16 protein-coding genes are annotated in these 16746 nt (G+C 36.1%); 9 read left to right on the forward strand and 7 right to left on the reverse strand.

Annotated features, from left to right (window positions below; all coding sequences use genetic code 11):
- Positions 1 to 9 precede the first annotated feature (9 nt).
- Positions 10 to 453: a low molecular weight protein-tyrosine-phosphatase gene (locus CSUIS19072_RS02200; RefSeq protein WP_086237526.1), complete on the forward strand. Its 444-nt coding sequence runs from the start codon at positions 10 to 12 to the stop codon at positions 451 to 453.
- 2 nt (positions 454 to 455) lie between these two features.
- Positions 456 to 983, forward strand: a complete 528-nt coding sequence (locus CSUIS19072_RS02205) for a GNAT family N-acetyltransferase (RefSeq protein ID WP_141083158.1) — start codon at positions 456 to 458, stop codon at positions 981 to 983.
- A 30-nt stretch (positions 984 to 1013) separates the two neighbouring features.
- Here the strand turns inward: CSUIS19072_RS02205 and CSUIS19072_RS02210 are convergent, their stop codons facing one another.
- From CSUIS19072_RS02210 to CSUIS19072_RS02230, 5 genes are all read right to left on the reverse strand, one after another.
- The gene (locus CSUIS19072_RS02210) at positions 1014 to 2036 is read right to left on the reverse strand and encodes an LLM class flavin-dependent oxidoreductase (protein ID WP_086242400.1); all 1023 of its coding nucleotides are present in this window, start codon (positions 2034 to 2036) and stop codon (positions 1014 to 1016) included.
- Positions 2033 to 3025, reverse strand: a complete 993-nt coding sequence (locus CSUIS19072_RS02215) for an ATP-grasp domain-containing protein (RefSeq protein ID WP_086292901.1) — start codon at positions 3023 to 3025, stop codon at positions 2033 to 2035. Before CSUIS19072_RS02215 ends, CSUIS19072_RS02210 begins: the two co-directional genes overlap by 4 nt.
- 24 nt (positions 3026 to 3049) lie before the next feature.
- Positions 3050 to 4438, reverse strand: coding sequence for an LLM class flavin-dependent oxidoreductase (locus tag CSUIS19072_RS02220; RefSeq protein ID WP_086292899.1), 1389 nt, complete (start codon positions 4436 to 4438; stop codon positions 3050 to 3052).
- Positions 4439 to 4914: 476 nt separating this feature from the next.
- A complete protein-coding gene (locus CSUIS19072_RS02225; RefSeq protein ID WP_086292897.1) occupies positions 4915 to 5292 on the reverse strand; it encodes a group III truncated hemoglobin in 378 nt (125 codons plus the stop codon).
- A gap of 20 nt (positions 5293 to 5312) precedes the next feature.
- The gene (locus CSUIS19072_RS02230) at positions 5313 to 6383 is read right to left on the reverse strand and encodes an Mrp/NBP35 family ATP-binding protein (RefSeq protein WP_086292895.1); all 1071 of its coding nucleotides are present in this window, start codon (positions 6381 to 6383) and stop codon (positions 5313 to 5315) included.
- Between the two features lie 85 nt (positions 6384 to 6468).
- Between CSUIS19072_RS02230 and CSUIS19072_RS02235 the strand changes: the two genes are divergently transcribed.
- A complete protein-coding gene (locus tag CSUIS19072_RS02235) occupies positions 6469 to 8214 on the forward strand; it encodes a bifunctional chorismate-binding protein/class IV aminotransferase (RefSeq protein ID WP_086292893.1) in 1746 nt (581 codons plus the stop codon).
- Entirely contained in the window at positions 8211 to 8783 is a 573-nt protein-coding gene (locus CSUIS19072_RS02240) for an anthranilate synthase component II (RefSeq protein WP_086292891.1), read from the forward strand. Before CSUIS19072_RS02235 ends, CSUIS19072_RS02240 begins: the two co-directional genes overlap by 4 nt.
- A 2-nt stretch (positions 8784 to 8785) precedes the next feature.
- Here the strand turns inward: CSUIS19072_RS02240 and CSUIS19072_RS02245 are convergent, their stop codons facing one another.
- Entirely contained in the window at positions 8786 to 9772 is a 987-nt protein-coding gene (locus tag CSUIS19072_RS02245; RefSeq protein ID WP_086237517.1) for a YeiH family protein, read from the reverse strand.
- The gene (gene thiC / locus CSUIS19072_RS02250) at positions 9753 to 11117 is read right to left on the reverse strand and encodes a phosphomethylpyrimidine synthase ThiC (RefSeq protein WP_086292889.1); all 1365 of its coding nucleotides are present in this window, start codon (positions 11115 to 11117) and stop codon (positions 9753 to 9755) included. Before thiC ends, CSUIS19072_RS02245 begins: the two co-directional genes overlap by 20 nt.
- Before the next feature lie 367 nt (positions 11118 to 11484).
- Here thiC and CSUIS19072_RS02255 point away from each other — a divergent pair, with 367 nt between their 5' ends.
- From CSUIS19072_RS02255 to CSUIS19072_RS02275, 5 genes are read left to right on the forward strand one after another with little or no spacing between them, the layout of a single operon-like run.
- Entirely contained in the window at positions 11485 to 12600 is a 1116-nt protein-coding gene (locus tag CSUIS19072_RS02255; RefSeq protein WP_086292887.1) for a bifunctional 2-C-methyl-D-erythritol 4-phosphate cytidylyltransferase/2-C-methyl-D-erythritol 2,4-cyclodiphosphate synthase, read from the forward strand.
- Positions 12597 to 13469 carry a response regulator gene (locus CSUIS19072_RS02260; protein WP_086292885.1) on the forward strand — a complete coding sequence of 291 codons (873 nt, stop codon included), beginning with the start codon at positions 12597 to 12599 and terminating at the stop codon, positions 13467 to 13469. Before CSUIS19072_RS02255 ends, CSUIS19072_RS02260 begins: the two co-directional genes overlap by 4 nt.
- Positions 13447 to 14625 (forward strand): sulfate adenylyltransferase, encoded by a 1179-nt coding sequence (locus tag CSUIS19072_RS02265; RefSeq protein ID WP_086292884.1) that lies wholly within the window; start codon positions 13447 to 13449, stop codon positions 14623 to 14625. Before CSUIS19072_RS02260 ends, CSUIS19072_RS02265 begins: the two co-directional genes overlap by 23 nt.
- Positions 14626 to 14633: 8 nt before the next feature.
- Positions 14634 to 15128 (forward strand): phosphatidylglycerophosphatase A family protein, encoded by a 495-nt coding sequence (locus CSUIS19072_RS02270; protein ID WP_086225277.1) that lies wholly within the window; start codon positions 14634 to 14636, stop codon positions 15126 to 15128.
- A gap of 54 nt (positions 15129 to 15182) precedes the next feature.
- Entirely contained in the window at positions 15183 to 16691 is a 1509-nt protein-coding gene (locus CSUIS19072_RS02275) for a nicotinate phosphoribosyltransferase (RefSeq protein WP_236847906.1), read from the forward strand.
- The last annotated feature ends 55 nt before the right edge of the window (positions 16692 to 16746 follow it).

Below are 16746 nucleotides of genomic sequence, written 5' to 3' on the forward strand. Positions count from 1 at the left end.
GAGGTCTTAATGGTTAAATCAATTTTATTTGTCTGTCTTGGTAATATATGCAGATCTCCGTTAGCTGAAGGCATCGCGCGAAAGGTAGCTAAAGAGCGTGGTTTGGATATTTTGATTGATTCAGCTGGAACTAGTAATTATCATATAGGAGAGCCGCCAGATAGTCGTTCTATAATGGTTGGGAGACAAAATGGAGTAGATATATCTATGCTAAGAGGTAGGCAAATTGATAGGAGTGATTGTAAATTTGATTTGATTATAGCTATGGATAGGCAAAATTATGCTAATATCTCACGCCTTAATCTTGGCAGTAAATTGGCTTTGATGGGGGAATTTGGTCTTGATGGGGCTGAAATTCCAGATCCATATTATGGCGGTGCTAAGGATTTTCAAAATGTATATAATATGCTTGAGAGTGCGATAAATGAGCTTTTTAAGGAGATTTGCAAGTGAGTTTGGAGTATAAAATTATTAATAGAAATAGTGATGATTTTAAGGAGATTTTAAAGCTAAATTTAGAGGTTTTCCCACAAAATGAGCTATTGGCCCCAATAAATTTAGAAGATCCAGTCATGGCTAGTGATGAGAATTTGAAAATTTTTGCCTTTTATGATGGTGGTAAATTCATAGGTTACGCAGCACTTTATCTATATAAAGAGCTTTGCTATTTGGCTTTTTTGGCGATTTGGCCGCAGTTTCAAGGCTGTAGCTATGGTAGTAAAATTCTAGATATTCTAAACTCAAATTTCAATCAAATAGTCCTAGAAATAGAGTATTTAGACCCAAAAGCTGATGATATAGATCAAAGAATTCGCCGAAGTAAATTTTATCAAAAATCTGGATTTTGTGATAGCGCTCACACCATATCATATTTAGGGATGAAATATAGCATTTATAGCAATTGCGAATTTGATTTTAGGCGCTTTATTGAGATGTTTGAGCTATTTAAAAGCAAGAATTATTTCGAGTTTAATTATGAGTAATCCTTTGCTAACAAGCAAAGGATTAAGGCTTTAGCGAAGTAGCGGCATAAGCTCTTTAGCTATTCTCTCAAGCTCCTCTTTCATATTAGCGCATTGTATTATCACTAGATTTAATCCAGCCTCTTCATAAGCTCTTAATTTTTCAGCGATTTGCTCAGCCGTGCCTATCAAATTTGCTCTTAATCCACGATTTGAGACGCTATATTCCATTTTAGAGATCTCGACATCTAAATTTGAATTACCAGTAAAATTATTATATGAATTCTCATAATCGCTCCAATTTTTTATATTGATAATTCTCTCAAGCTCCTTTTTAGCCTCTGCCTCACTATCTCTTAAGATCACATAAACCGCCATTCCAAAGCCCTTAAATGGCTCTAAATTGGCTCTGTCTCTTCTTTCATTCATATCCTTTATCTTAGCCCTAATCTCTTCAAGAGTTCCGCCGTGCATTAGGTATTTATCTGCAAAGCGAGTGATTGAGGCTCTGCCTTGTTCGCTCTCACCACCAGCATAAACTAAAGGCAAAGAGCTAGGCTTTGGCTCATTGTATGAGTCTTGGAATTCAAAATATTTCCCCTTAAAATTAAATGGCGTATTGCTCCAAAATCCACGCAAAACATTAGTATATTCCTCTGTCAAAGCGTATCTATCATCGTGATTATCAAAGTCTATGCCATATTGTCTAGCCTCTTCAGCCCACCACGCTGATACCATATTAATGCTAAAGCGATTGTTTGAGATTTGGGCTAAAGTGGCAATTTTCTTAGCTGTAAGAGCTACTTGATGATATTGTGGGCGGAGTGCGGCTAGAATTTCAATCTTTGAAGTGATCGCCGCTAAGCCATTTGCAATAGCCCAAGCATCTAAAGCGGGGGCTTTTTGCCCTTTTATATCATTTAGATATAATTCTGGCACCAGCGTAAGGGAGTAGCCTAAATTCTCAGCATTTAGGGTTAGATTTTTGATATATTCCCACGAGCAAGCCGTTGTATCATCATCGACATTTCTTAGCCAAGAGCCAAAAACTGGCGTCCAATATCCAAATTTCATCTTATCTCCTTTTTAAATTCGCTTTCTAAAAACTCAACTATCCTATCAGCAGCACCAAGCTCATTTTTTGCTCGTTTGCTTTGCTCTACAGCTTTATTGTAATTCGTGTTTGTATTTATGTCATAAATTACAAATTCATTCTTGCTATTTTCGATAAACTCAACCCCAGCCACTTCGATTTTATGAAGCTTTAAGAACTCTTCTAGCTTTTGAACGAGTGGAAAATTATGCGTTATATCCTCTCTTAGGCTAAATTTATTCGCAAAGCCAACATCGCAAGCCCCACTAGCAATTTGAGGTAATTTTGCTCTGTTTTCTATCTCACACGCCTCAGCCGGACAAAGCTCAAAAGCCCCGCCACTAGTATCTACTCTGACCGCATAGTGAAATTTGCCACCGATAAACTCAACTCTAGTAATAAATGGCTCTTTGGAGCGGATATACTCTTGAAGTAAGGTTATATCATCAGCACCTTGCTCAAATTCATCTGAATTTACATATCTATCAAACTCTTCTAAACTCTCAAAAAGACGCACTCCAAGCCCCTTGCCACCTTGATTGTGCTTTGTGATAAAAGGGGTTTGTAAATCCTTAGCCCTATTTATTAAATCATTTTTACCAAACACAGCTATAGTCTTTGGCACACGAAAGCCAAATTTCTCTAAAGCTAGATATTGCTTAATCTTGCTTACTTCAAACTCAAGTACGCTAGAGCCATTAATAATTCGGCGACCATAAGCCTCCAGCCACGCTAAAACCGCCCTACCATACTCTTTTGAGTATAGATTATTTCTTGTATGTGATGAAGCGCTTAATCTACTCCAAAAGACCCCTTTTGGTGGAGCTTTAGTTAAATCAATGCCCCCATCTGTCAAAAGAATTTCGCCAAATTTAACTCCAGCTTTTTCAAAAGCCTCCTTAAAAGGTGGTATCCATTCGGGATTTTCGTGTATTATGAAAATTCCATCATTTAAATCATTATAAAGCATTTTTTTCTCCTTCAAATTTAGCTATTATTTGCCCCAAAATTCGCCATTAAAGCGGTATTTTGAGCCTATGTGAGCTTGACTTAGCCTATCGCCTTTACCAAAAAGCTTATTTCTTAAGCTACCACTTTGATACTCTAGCTGATATGAGCCTCTTTTTTGTAATTCAGGCACGATAAACTCCACGACATCTTCAAAAGTCCCAGGCGTAGTGGCGTAAGCTAGATTAAACCCATCAGCGTCTGAATGCTCAACCAATTTTTCAAGCTCATCGCAAACCTCCTTTGCTCCGCCAACTATCTTTTGACCCAAGGCTCCAATCCCAGCAACTTTGATAAGCTCTCTTAGGCTCCACTGCTTACCATTATCTGTTTTGCTATTTGCATATTCCTCAACCTTGCCTAACATCGCATTTGATTTGATATTGCTAAGCAGATCATCAAGAGCGTATTTGCCTAAATTCTCACCTAGCCAACCAGAGTTAAGCACCAAAGAGCCCTCTTCACTTACATAGCTTAAAAGATCATTATATTTTGCTTGGGCTAATTTTTGCGTTTTGTCTGTGATGATGGTCGCTAGGACATAAATTTTCGCACTATATGGATTTCTACCGGCTTTGATTAGGGCTTGTCTTACTTGTTTTACAGCGTCTTTAGTATAAGCTTTAGCTATTGGTGCGATAAATATAGCCTCAGCATGTTTAGCTGCAAATTCTAAGCCACGAGGCGAATTTCCAGCTTGGAATAATACAGGCGTCCTTTGAATGCTAGGCTCGCAGATGTGAATGCCTGGAACTTCATAGTATTTTCCTTTGTGATTGATGGGGTGAATTTTATTAGGGTCGGCAAAAGCTCCTGTATTCTTATCTAAAATTACAGCATCATCTTCCCATGAGCCTTCTAAAAGCTTATATACAACCTCCATATACTCATCAGCTTGAGTATATCTCTCATCGTGTGGTAGCTCTTTTTGACCGATATTGGCATTAGCGCTTGGTAGATAGCCTGTTACGATATTCCAGCCTACTCGCCCTTTTGTTAGGTGATCTAGTGTGCTAAGCCTTCTAGCAAATGGAAATGGCTGCTCAAATGGCACTCCAGCTGTGATACCAAAGCCTAAATTTTGCGTTACGGCCGCACCGATAGCTGCAAGTTGTATAGGATCATTTACAGGCGTTTGCACCGCTCCTCTTAATGCGGCTTGGTTATTTGAATTATACACATCATACACCCCCAAAACATCAGCTATAAAAATAGCATCAAATAATCCTTTTTCTGCGATTTTGGCTATATTTTGCCAATACTCTATATCTTTATATCTTAACGCCTCATCTCCAGGATACCTCCAAAGCCCAGGACTTAAATGCGTAATGCAGTTCATCTCAAAAGCGTTAAAATGAATTTGTTTTTTACCCATTTTTAACTCCTTGAAGAGTTGAATGAGTGCTAATTTTTAGCGTGGTTTGAAATAAATTTATAAAAGTCATAATTTCCCTTTTCGTATGCTAGGCTAAGTGCCTATGGGCTAAATGTCAAAGACAAAAACAAAACGAAAAGATAAGGAAGATTTAAAATTCTGTTAAAAGTTAAGAAATTGTGGCTTAACCTTCGCTTCCTTATCTGCCTAAGCCTAAGGAAGCGTGAGCCACCACTAGACTTATGAGCTACGCATCACGCACATTTGACACAGTTCAAATAAACTTGCGACGAAATTTTGCATAAAGTCTAGTCCTTTCTAAAATTAAATTGCAAAATTATATATTTTTTTACTTAAAGAAATATAAATTTCGCCAAATTTTCCTATTAAAATTTAAGTTAAAAAGCATTATATATAAATTTAATTTATTATTTAGCGGATTTATCAGGATTACCCACTTTTGAAAGTGGGCTTTATTATGAAGCGTATAAGATGGATTTAAATCTATTTGCTATCATTTGCGCTCTCATTAGTATCATATCGGCAATTTGTGGCTCATAAATGCTATCTAAACTCTCTTTAAATAGACCTAGCCAATTATCAAAATATTCAGGCGGAAATGGATCAAGATTCATATGGGCTTGCATAGGATTGCCTCTAAAATTGCTCTCCCCAATTAGCATACCCTTCCAAAATTCGCCAATCTTAGCCTTATGAGCGTCCCACTCCTCTTCACTCGTGCCAATTTTGTTATTAAAAATATCGCCAAGACCGCTTTTATCCTCTCTTATAGCTTCATAAAAGCTCTCCATAAGCTCAGCAATGCTCTTACTTGTGATCTCTTTATATTTCATTTTTATCCTTTCAAATTTGATTAATGACAAGCTGATCTACTCATATCAGGCTGAATGGCTGAGTTATCAGCACCACCATTTGCGTTTATATCTTCTATGATTTCCCATAGCTTTGTAGCTGCCTCTTCATATCTTTTAGCACTAATTGAATTTGGCTCATAAAAGCTAACTGGCCTTCCGCTATCACCACCTATTCTAACAGATGGTTCTATAGGGATTTGAGCTAGTATCGCAGTATCATACTCACTAGCTAAAGCATCAGCTCCACCCTTGCCAAATATATCATACTCTTTGCCATTATCAGGGCAGATAAATCCACTCATATTCTCTATCACGCCAGCCACTGGAATATGGAGCTTTTCGAACATATCAAGACTTCTAGCGGAGTCATCTAGAGCGACTGTTTGCGGAGTTGTAACGCAAATTCCAGCTGTTACTGGCACGCTTTGGGCTAAGGTGATTTGCGCATCGCCGGTGCCTGGAGGCATATCAAGAAGCAAGATATCTAGCTCTCCCCACTCAACTTCATTTAAAAGTTGAGTTATAGCCTTCATAATCATAGCGCCACGCCACATTAATCCTTGACCCTCTTCTATCAAAAGCCCCATGCTCATCATCTCGATTCCGTGAGTTTGAAGTGGCTTTAATTTTTGTCCGATGACCTCTGGTTGTTTGCCTTGAACTCCTAGCATTCTTGGGATATTTGGACCATAAATATCAGCATCTAAAAGCCCCACTTTCTTGCCTTGTTTAGCTAGACTAATGGCTAAATTTAAGGTAGTTGTGGATTTGCCTACGCCGCCTTTACCGCTACTTACCATCACAAAATTCTTAATTTGCGGAGCGATATTTCTACCGCTTTGTGAGTTTGATTTTTGGGTTTGTGGTTTTGGGGCGATTATCTCTATTTCTTTGCCTAAATTTAGCTTTTCAATCTCGCTTTTGATTGTGGTGGCGACTTCAGGCTTGGCTGAGGTGATTTCGACTATGATTTTTGGGCTTGTTGCTTTGACAAAGCCAAATTCTACAATGCTTTTTTTAAAGCCTGGGTAGATTACGCTTTGTAGCTTTTCTAAAATTTTTTCATCCATTTTTAGTCCTTTTTAAATTTGAGCTATATTATCTAAAAATTATAAATTTTTGGCTAAAATTTTTTAAATTATTAAAGAGAAATGTATGAGTGATTTTAGTATTTTTGGTAAGTATCTATATTATGATTTAAAAAGCGAATTTATCTGCTTTAATAAAGATGAGTTTGACCTTGCTTTAAAATCTATGCAAAAGGCAAAAAATCTATATTTTGTAGGATATGTGGTTTATGAGCTTTATGATAATAGCTCAAGCTACCCAGTAGCGCACTTTAAAGGGTATGTAAATAAAAGGGAATTTAAGCTTGATGATACGCAGGAATTTTCAGTATTTAAGCCATTTTTTTATCCGCAAATTCTAGAAGGTTTAGACTATGATAATTATAGCTCTTGTTTTAAACAGATAAAAGATGAGTTAGCTAGTGGCAATAGTTATCAGATAAATTTCACAAGCCAATTAAAGCTATTTAGCAAATCAAGTAGCAAGGAGATTATCTCTAGTCTTTTAAGTAGGCAAAAGAGTAAATATTTAGGATATTTTAAGAGTGAATTTTGTGAGATAATATCATTTTCGCCAGAGCTATTTTTTAAATTAAAAGGCAAGAAAATCACCTTCGCACCTATGAAAGGCACGATAAAGCGAGGCAGAAATAGAGCCGAAGACAAGGCTTTAAAAAATAAGCTTAGAAATGATCCAAAAAATAGAAGTGAAAATTTGATGATAGTTGATCTATTGCGAAATGATATGAGTAAAATTATCAAAATTGGCTCTTTACGAGTGAAAAAACCGATGAAAATCATCAAATTAAAGAGCTTATTCCAAGCTATTTCTCCGCTCAAAGCTAAGCTTAAACGAAAGAATTTAAGTAAAATTTTTGATGCGGTTTTTCCTTGTGGGTCAATTACTGGTGCGCCAAAACTAGCTACAATGCGTATTATAAAGCGTTTAGAAGATAGGGAGCGTGGGGTTTATTGCGGTGCGATGGGAGTGATTAGCCATAAAAGGGCGGAATTTAGCGTTCCAATTAGGACGCTTGAGAGAGTAGCTAAGCAGGAGTATTATAGGTATGGCGTTGGTAGTGGCGTGGTGTGGGACTCAAAATGTGATGATGAATTTGCTGAATTGGAGCTAAAAAGTAGCTTTTTACGCCCTAAGATGGAATTTGACTTGTTTGAGACTATGCTTTTGCGTGATGATGGGATTTTTTTACTTCAAAGGCATTTGGGGAGAATTTTAAATAGTGCTAAATTACTAGGCTTTAAAATACCAAAAGAGCTTGATATGGAGTTTAAAAAAGATGATAGCAAGATTGAATTAAGCGATATTATCGGCGTGGTAAGTGGTAAAAATGGGTTTGAGAGTATTGCTGATTTTAAAGAGATTTTTGCTGGGTTAAGCCCTAGTGGCGGTAGTCTTGTGAGATTAAAATTAAGCCAAAATGGAGTATTAAGCCTTACTCAAGCTCAAATCCAACCCATCAATTCTAATAAAATTGCCATTAGCCAAAGGCGTTTAAACTCTCAAAATGATCTATTGTATCACAAAACCACCTTAAGAGATGAGCGAATTATAAGCGATGGGCTTTTTGATATTTTTTATCTAAATGAAAAAGATGAACTTTGCGAAGGAAATCGCTCAAATATCGTGCTAAATTTAAATAATAAACTCTTAACGCCAAGATTACAAAGTGGTATGTTGGCTGGGACTTTACGGGGTAAATTGCTAGATTTAGGCATTATCCAAGAGAGTATTTTGGGCTTAGAAGATCTATATAAAGCTAAGGAAATTTATGCTATAAACTCACTTCGTGGGGCTATAAAGGTGGAGCTATGAAGGTGCTTTTGATAGATAATTATGACTCATTTACTTATAATATAGTCTATTATTTAAAAGAGCTTGGTGTTAAGGTTAAGGTAGTAAAAAATGATTTTGCCAAAGCTAGAAAAGCCATAAAATACGCAAAAAAATTTGATAGAATTATCATCTCGCCTGGATTTGGCACGCCTGATGATTCTGGAGTTTGTATGGATATTATAAAAGCTCTTGGGGATAAAAAGAAAATTTTAGGCATTTGTCTAGGTCAGCAGTGTATAGCCAAAGCTTTTGGTGCTGATATTATCCGTATGCCTCGCCCTTTTCACGGTGTAAAAGTGGAGTGTGAATTTAAAAAATCCCCACTTTTTAAAGGGGTGAAAAAGCCACTAAAAATCGCTTTGTATAACTCCTTATGCGTAGAAAACATATCTGAATTTGATACCTTAGCGTATATAAAAGCGGAGAATAAAAGGGTTATTATGGCTATAAAACATAAAAAATATAGTTGTTATGGAGTGCAGTTTCACCCTGAGTCTATATTACAAGAGCAGGGCAAAAGGATACTAAAAAATTTTTTAGATATTTAGGGTTAAAATAGCAAATTTGCTAAAACAAAAGCCAAAATAATAAGCCATAAAAATATCAAGCTAGAGGCTATAAATACCTTTAAATTCGCATTTTTCAGTGCTTTTTTGGTGATTGTAAGTCCTAGTGCGCTCATAGCAACGCTAAGTAAGAAATTATCAACCAAAGATATAAATTCCTTAATTTGCGGATTTATAAATCCAGAACAAAACAGAGCTACAAAAAACCATAGAGCAAAATATGGAAAATTCGATTTTACACTAGATTTTTCTCCTAAGAAAAAGCCGCTTGCAAGGCTTAAGATTATCAAAAATGGGGCTAACATAAGCACTCTTAGCATTTTGATGATTATTGCGTTATTGGCAGCTACTACATCATACGCACTAGCCCCTGCTACATGTGCTACTTCATGTAAGCTAGCACCGATTATAAAACCAGCCTTTATATTATCAATCCCACTAAGTATAAATGGATAGATAAACATACCCAAACTACCAAATACCACAACCGAGCAAAGTGCGATAGCAACAGCATTTGGCGATGCTTTTACTATGCTTTGAGTAGCCATTAAAGCAGCCGCTCCACAAATGCTAGATCCAGAGCTTATCAATACAGAAAGTTTCTTATCAATGCCAAAAATACGGCATATAAAATATCCAAAAACAAAGCTACTAAAAACAATGATAAAAGCACTCAAAACACCAGCATAACCGATACTAAGCACATCATCAAGGCTGATTTTAAAGCCATATAAGATAATTCCAAGTCTTAGAATTTGCTTTGTAGATATGCCTAAAATACCGCTTCTAGCTACTAAATTTACACTTTTTTTGCTGGTATTGGCTAAAAGCGCTCCTAAAATCACAGCAATTATCAAAGCACTGATACCAAAATCAGCTAAAAAAGTGGCTAAAAAAATTGAGATCGCCGCTAAAATGATTAAGATAGTAGCGGCGTAAATTTTCCTTGTTTTATATATTTTTTGTATCATCTTCTTTTGGATAGCTCTCACAGCTACTTTTGGCTATCTCTTGACTTATTTTATAAGCGCAAAATTTCGGCCCACACATAGAGCAAAACTCAGCTTCTTTAAAGACATCTTGAGGCAAACTCTCATCGTGAAGTTCTCTTGCTTTATCTGGATCAAGTGCTAACTCAAACTGTTTATTCCACTCAAATTTATATCTAGCGTCGCTCATAGCGTGATCTCTATCTATTGCCCCTGGTCTATTCAGGGCTATATCGGCTGAGTGGGCAGCGATTTTGTGAGCTATGATACCATCTCTTACATCTTTGGCATTTGGCAGACCTAAATGCTCTTTTGGTGTTACATAGCATAGCATACTAGCGCCGTGATACGCAGCCATAGTCCCACCAATAGCACTTGTGATATGATCATATCCAGCACCTATATCAGTTGGAAGCGGCCCAAGGATATAAAATGGAGCGTCGTCGCAAAGCCTTTGCTCCTCTTTCATATTAAATTCAATCTGATTAAATGGCACATGACCAGGGCCTTCTACCATTACTTGGACATTTTTAGCCCATGCTCTTCTAGTTAGGTTTCCAAGCTCTTTAAGCTCTGCCATTTGTGCTGCGTCACTTGCATCAGCTAAACAACCAGGACGCAAACTATCACCTAAGGATAAAGAGACATCGTATTTAGCACATATATCGCATATATCATCAAAGGCGGTGTGGAATGGATTTTCTTTATGATGTTTCATCATCCAGCTAGCCATCAAGCTTCCACCACGACTGACAATCCCCATTTTTCGTTTAGCCACTAATGGCATAAACTCAAGCAAAAATCCAGCGTGAATAGTGAAGTAGCTTACGCCTTGTTTGGCTTGTTTTTCGATACAATCAAGCATAATTTGCGGTGTGAGATTGTCTAAATCTTTAATATCGTGAATGATTTGGTATATTGGCACAGTGCCAATTGGAACGGTTGAATTTGCTATTATAGCTTTTCTGATAGCATCCAAATCCCCGCCAGTGCTTAGATCCATAACGGTATCGGCTCCATATTTTAAGCATACATTTAGCTTTTCTATCTCTTCGTTTATATTGCTAATTATCGCACTTGAGCCGATATTGGCGTTGATTTTACAAGTTACGGCTCTACCTATTGCCATTGGGATTAGATGATGATGATTGATATTAGCTGGGATTATGAGTTTTCCACTTGCGACTAGATCTCTAACCTTACTAGCTTCGAGCCTCTCTATTTTTGCTACATACTCCATCTCTTTGGTGATTATGCCGTTTTTAGCATAATACATCTGTGTTGGAGTAGGGTCATTTTGGCGTTCTTGACACCACTCTTTTCTCATTTTTTATCCTTTTTAAGCTTTTGAAAGTGAAATTTTACAATATATAATTAAATACAAAACAACTCTTAAATATATTTATTTAAATTTTCTTTATTTTAGTTTGCTATTTTAATCTAAGTGTTACAAATTTATCCTTAAGAGTATAGACTGGGAAGAGATTACACATTTCAAAGCGTTAAATTTAATATATCTTAAACATATCTTTTAAGTAAGATATATAAGCAAATTTAACCTATTTATAGATGATAATATCTAAATTTTGGCTATTAAATGGCTAAATTTGGATTAAATTTTCTTCTTATTTCAGTCAAATGAAATTAAAAAAAATGTATAATTTGGTAACATAATTTTAAATTTAGGATCTACTTTGATTGATATATCTTTAGTAATGCTAGGTGCTGGAAGCTCTACAAGATTTGGTTTAGCTACTAAAAAGCAGTGGCTACGCACTGGCGATACTCCACTATGGCTAAAAGCAACTAAAAATATAAGCTCAAATTATAATTTTAAAGAGATTATTGTTGTTAGTAATGAGTGCGAGTATATGTCTAAGTTTGATTCAAATATCAAATTTATCCAAGGTGGTGCTACTCGTCAAGATAGCCTTAAAAACGCTCTTAATCACATAAATAGCGATTATGTAATGGTAAGTGATATAGCTAGAATTGATATCCCACAATCATTGATAAAACGCTTAATAGATGATGCAAATTTGGCTGATTGTATCGTCCCAGTGCTTAAAGTAAGCGATACAGCAGTTTATGGGGATAGTTATATAAATAGAGATGAGCTAAAGCGAATTCAAACCCCGCAACTTTCTAAAACCAAGCTATTAAAACAGGCTTTAAATAGCGATAAAATTTACACAGATGATAGCTCAGCTATCGCTGCTACCTGCGGCAAGGTATGGTATATTGCTGGTGATGAGAGAGCTAGAAAGCTTACTTATAAAGATGATTTGAAGCTTATCAATCTTAAGCCGCCTTCATCTGATATTTTTTGCGGAAATGGCTTTGATGTGCATGCTTTTTGTGATGGGGATTATTTGAGTTTAGGTGGGATTAAGGTGCCATTTAATAAGGCTTTTAAGGCTCATAGCGATGGCGATGTGGCTATCCACGCACTTTGTGATGCGATTTTAGGGGCGGCTAGTGCGCCTGATATTGGTCAGCTCTTTCCAGATAATGATATGAAATTTAAAGGCATTGACTCTAAAATTTTGCTTGAGCGTAGCGTGGAGTTTGTGCGTTCTGTTGGATTTGATATTGTAAATGTGGATTTGACTATTATTTGCGAACAGCCTAAAATATCGCCATATAAAGATGAGATGGCAAAAATTTTAGCAGATGTGATGAAACTAAGCAGATTTAGAGTAAATATCAAAGCCACTACAAGCGAGAAATTAGGATTTACAGGGCGTGGAGAGGGTGTAGCAGTCATAGCAAATGCGAATTTAAAATATTTTGATTGGACTAGGCTATGAGAGTTTTAATAGTAGAAAATGAGATTTATTTAGCTCAAAGTATCGCTAGTAAGCTATCTGAATTTGGCTATAGCTGTGAGATTGCTACTCATACCTTTGAGGCATTAAGAGATGATAGATATGATGTGGTACTGCTATCAGCAAGCTTTAACTCAAATGAATTTTATAAAGTTATAGAAAATCACAAAAGCTCAATTATAATTTTATTAATTAGCTATATTAGCTCTGATACTGTATCTAATCCTATTAAGGCTGGGGTGAGTGATTATATCCAAAAGCCATTTATGATAGAAGAGTTAGTTAGAAAGATTAAATTTTTTGAATCATTTAAGCGTTATGAGATGTTAAATCAAACCTATGATATCATGCTAGAGTCCGCAATGTTAAGCAATAAACCAGCGAATTTGGATTATAAAAAGATAAAACTTCCACTAATTATTAGCTCTAGCAAAATTCAAATTAGCGATGGATTTGCCTTTTCATATGCTAAGGAGAGTGGGTTTAATTGTAAGATTGTAGATGCTAGGGTTGGATTTGATGTTAAGACCTTGTTGCCAAAGAGCTTTTTATATATTAGAAATATAGATGAACTTGATATAAAACAGCAAGAGAGCTTACTTGATTACTTTAAAAACTCGCCAGTTATTATCCATGGCAAAAAGGAGCATGCGGGATATAATTTTATGGTATTAAGCCACTCTAGAGCTGCTACTATGAGTGATATTTTATCAATTGATGAGTATGTTAAGCAGATGATTTTATTATACCAAGATATATTGCCAGATACTGAAATTTCAAAAAAGCTTGGAATATCACGCAAATCAATATGGGAAAGAAGAAAAAAGCATGGTATCTATAGACAAAAATAACATTATAAATATAAATCAAGATACATATGGCACACTAAGCCTAATCAAAAACCAAATTCTAAGCAAATTCAAAAGGCTTATGGATGAAAATGAGGCTAAAATCGTCCATCAAACGGGCTATTTTAGAGGTGAGCCTATGCCGTATGCTTATACATTTGCACCATTTGGCAGACGCAATCAAGCTATAATTAGATCAGTTAAGCAAGGTCAAAAGCTAGAATTTGCTCTAAATGGTCATATAGTGGGGCATATGATAGTCTCATCAGTTTATAAGCTAGAAAATTCGCATAATAGCATCTTTGCTGCTAGGGAGATTGAGTTTAGCGATGATAATAAAACAGGCAAATATGCTATAAGTGGGGAATTTGAAATTTATGATAACTCACTAGCTAATATTAAACAAAGAGTTCTAGATACCATAAAAGAGAAGAATTATCAAAAGGTAACGGCTCTAATGCTCACAGCAGATCCATTTAATAGACTTCATGAAAGATTAGTTAGAATGACTATTGATAAGGCGGATATTACTATAATTTTCTTAATTTGCACGCTTGAAAATAGGCGAAATTTGGATTTTAAATTAAGGCTAAAGACGCTAGAGTATTTTATAAGCAACTTCTTGCCTAGTGAGCGTGTTATAGTGGTGCCATTTGAAAATACATATCTATTTAGCAATCATATAAATCCGGTTTTAGAGTGCTTAGCTGCTTATAATTTTGGTGCGACAAAGCTAGTAGTAGGGCAAAATCATGGCGGTATCGGAATGTTTTACGATCATAATCAACCAAATACAATCTTAGATAGCGTAACAAAAAATTTAGATATAGAGCTTATAGTTATGCCTGAATTAGTCTATTGTAACCAGTGTCGCACGATTGTAAGCACTAAGACTTGTCCGCATGGTCAGCACCACCATATTAAGTATAAATCCGATACTTTAAAAGAGCTTTTATTTAGTGGGATTTTGCCTCCTGCTATTTTAATGCGAAAGGAGATTTCAGCTATGATATTAAGCACCTTATTTCCAAATAGATTTGAAAATTTCCAAAAAATTTGTAATGATCTATTCCCTAATGTTGGGTTATTAGAAGATCGCACTCAAAATGATTTTTATCTAGATTTAATGGGTTTATATCAGACTACTTCACTTACATAAGGATAAAAATGCAAAAGCTATTTGTAACATTTTTTTACTCTGGATTACTAAGGCCAGCGCCTGGGACTTGGGGTAGCTTGGCTGGGAGTATAGCAGGCGTGGCGATATATTATTATATCGGGCTTGAGACGCTATTTATGGCTAGTATATTGCTATTTTTGGCTAGTATTAGCGTGATTGACTCTTATGAGGCTAAAAGTGGCACACACGATGATAGCTCTATAGTCATTGATGAGGTTGCTGGTGTATGGGTGGCTATATCTATAGCTTTATCTAGCTGGGAGCAGTTTGGGGTGGATAAATTTGGCTGGATTAGCGTGGTTTTGGCCTTTGTCTTTTTTCGAATTTTAGATATTACTAAGCCTAGTATCATTGGTAGGCTAGATCGCAATCTCAAAGGCGGTCTTGGTGTAATGAGCGATGATATGGTAGCGGGGGGATTTGCTGGGCTTATCACCGCTGCAGTTGTGGCGATTTTGGTTAAATTTGGCTTGATTATTTAACTAGCCTTAGCTAAAAGCTTTTAGCATATTTTAAGCTTTATTGCTAAGGCTCTTTTGAGTAGCAAATTTGATTTAGCTCATTTAGAAGCTTGGTATGACTATTTTCATTTAATACCTTTGTTTAAATTTATGCTGGTTATACCTAAAATTAAAATTAAATTTGATAAAATACTAGATAAATTTATCAAAAGAGTAGATATGAATCCAATATTAAATACCGATAGTTACAAGATTTCGCACTATTTGCAATATCCAAAAGATATTAAATTTATCAGCTCATATATAGAGTCTCGTGGTGGGCGGTGGAATCGCTTGCTTTTTTATGGATTGCAGATATTTTTGATGGAGTATCTAAGCCAAAAGATAAGCTATGATGATATAGATGAGGCTGAAGAGTTTATCAAAGCACACGGAATGAAATTTAATAAAGATGGCTGGAAATATATAGTAGAGCATCACGGCGGAGCCTTGCCTTTAGAGATAGAAGCAGTCGCTGAAGGTAGCATTATCCAAACCGAAAATGTGCTTTTACAGATTAAAAACACAGATCCGAATTTAGCGTGGCTTGTGGGGTATTTTGAAACGGCGATTTTACGCTCGATTTGGTATCCGGTGGCTGTAGCGACTAATAGCTATTTTTGTAAGCAAAATATCTTACATTTTCTAAAAGAGAGTGGAACGCCTGAGAATATTGACTTTGCCTTACATGATTTTGGTGCTAGGGGGGTTAGTAGCTTTGAGAGTGCTGGGATTGGCGGTAGTGCTCATATGGTGAATTTCAAAGGCTCAGATACCATCACCGGCGCACTCTTTGCCAAAAAATATTATGGTGCGGATATGGCAGCTTTTAGCATACCAGCTAGTGAGCATAGCACGATGACTTCGTGGGGGAGAGATGGGGAATTTCAAGCTTATGAAAATATGGTTCAAAGCTATGGCGATGGGACTTTTGCTTGTGTGATAGATAGCTATGATACGCTAAATGCCATTGATCTATGGGGAAGGCTCTTTGATAAGGTCAAAAAGCAAGGCGGTAAAGTGGTGCTTCGCCCAGATAGCGGTAATCCAGTAACAATGGCTAGTGAGTGTATTGAGAAGATGATGAGCCTAGCTGGATATAGTATAAATTCCAAAGGCTATAAGGTCTTGCCAGATCATATAAGGCTAATTTATGGAGATGGGATAAATCCACAAAGCATAGAAGATATATTAAATGAGCTTAAATTTAGAAAAATTAGTAGTGATAATATAGTTTTTGGTATGGGTGGGGCGTTACTTCAGCACTTAAATAGAGATACTTTAAGATTTGCGATGAAAGTAAATGCCGTAAGTAGCGATGGTATAAGCTGGAGAGATGTGTATAAAAATCCAGCTACAGATCCTAAAAAACGCTCAAAATCCGGCCGCTTAGCCTTAATTAAAGAGAATGAGCTTTATAAAACTATAAGGTTTGATGAGCTAAATGGTAGGCAAAATTGGCTAACTAAGGTATTTAAAGATGGTAAGATTTTGCGTAAATTTAGCTTTGATGATATTAGATCTAGGGCTAAAGAGTATGATTAATCTATTAATTCTTGAACCTATTTTAGATAAATTTACACTTTTAAATTAAAGGATA

This window comes from Campylobacter sp. RM19072, from assembly GCF_024723485.1.
In the GTDB taxonomy this organism is placed as follows: Bacteria; Campylobacterota; Campylobacteria; order Campylobacterales; family Campylobacteraceae; genus Campylobacter; species Campylobacter porcelli.

Bases quoted from the DNA above. Each gene is read 5' to 3' on its own strand.
- CSUIS19072_RS02200 (WP_086237526.1), top strand. From the start codon at position 10: ATGGTTAAATCAATTTTATTTGTCTGTCTTGGTAATATATGCAGATCT.
- CSUIS19072_RS02210 (WP_086242400.1), bottom strand. From the start codon at position 2,036: ATGAAATTTGGATATTGGACGCCAGTTTTTGGCTCTTGGCTAAGAAAT.
- CSUIS19072_RS02215 (WP_086292901.1), bottom strand. From the start codon at position 3,025: ATGCTTTATAATGATTTAAATGATGGAATTTTCATAATACACGAAAAT.
- CSUIS19072_RS02220 (WP_086292899.1), bottom strand. From the start codon at position 4,438: ATGGGTAAAAAACAAATTCATTTTAACGCTTTTGAGATGAACTGCATT.
- CSUIS19072_RS02225 (WP_086292897.1), bottom strand. From the start codon at position 5,292: ATGAAATATAAAGAGATCACAAGTAAGAGCATTGCTGAGCTTATGGAG.
- CSUIS19072_RS02230 (WP_086292895.1), bottom strand. From the start codon at position 6,383: ATGGATGAAAAAATTTTAGAAAAGCTACAAAGCGTAATCTACCCAGGC.
- CSUIS19072_RS02235 (WP_086292893.1), top strand. From the start codon at position 6,469: ATGAGTGATTTTAGTATTTTTGGTAAGTATCTATATTATGATTTAAAA.
- CSUIS19072_RS02240 (WP_086292891.1), top strand. From the start codon at position 8,211: ATGAAGGTGCTTTTGATAGATAATTATGACTCATTTACTTATAATATA.
- CSUIS19072_RS02245 (WP_086237517.1), bottom strand. From the start codon at position 9,772: ATGATACAAAAAATATATAAAACAAGGAAAATTTACGCCGCTACTATC.
- thiC (WP_086292889.1), bottom strand. From the start codon at position 11,117: ATGAGAAAAGAGTGGTGTCAAGAACGCCAAAATGACCCTACTCCAACA.
- CSUIS19072_RS02260 (WP_086292885.1), top strand. From the start codon at position 12,597: ATGAGAGTTTTAATAGTAGAAAATGAGATTTATTTAGCTCAAAGTATC.
- CSUIS19072_RS02265 (WP_086292884.1), top strand. From the start codon at position 13,447: ATGGTATCTATAGACAAAAATAACATTATAAATATAAATCAAGATACA.
- CSUIS19072_RS02270 (WP_086225277.1), top strand. From the start codon at position 14,634: ATGCAAAAGCTATTTGTAACATTTTTTTACTCTGGATTACTAAGGCCA.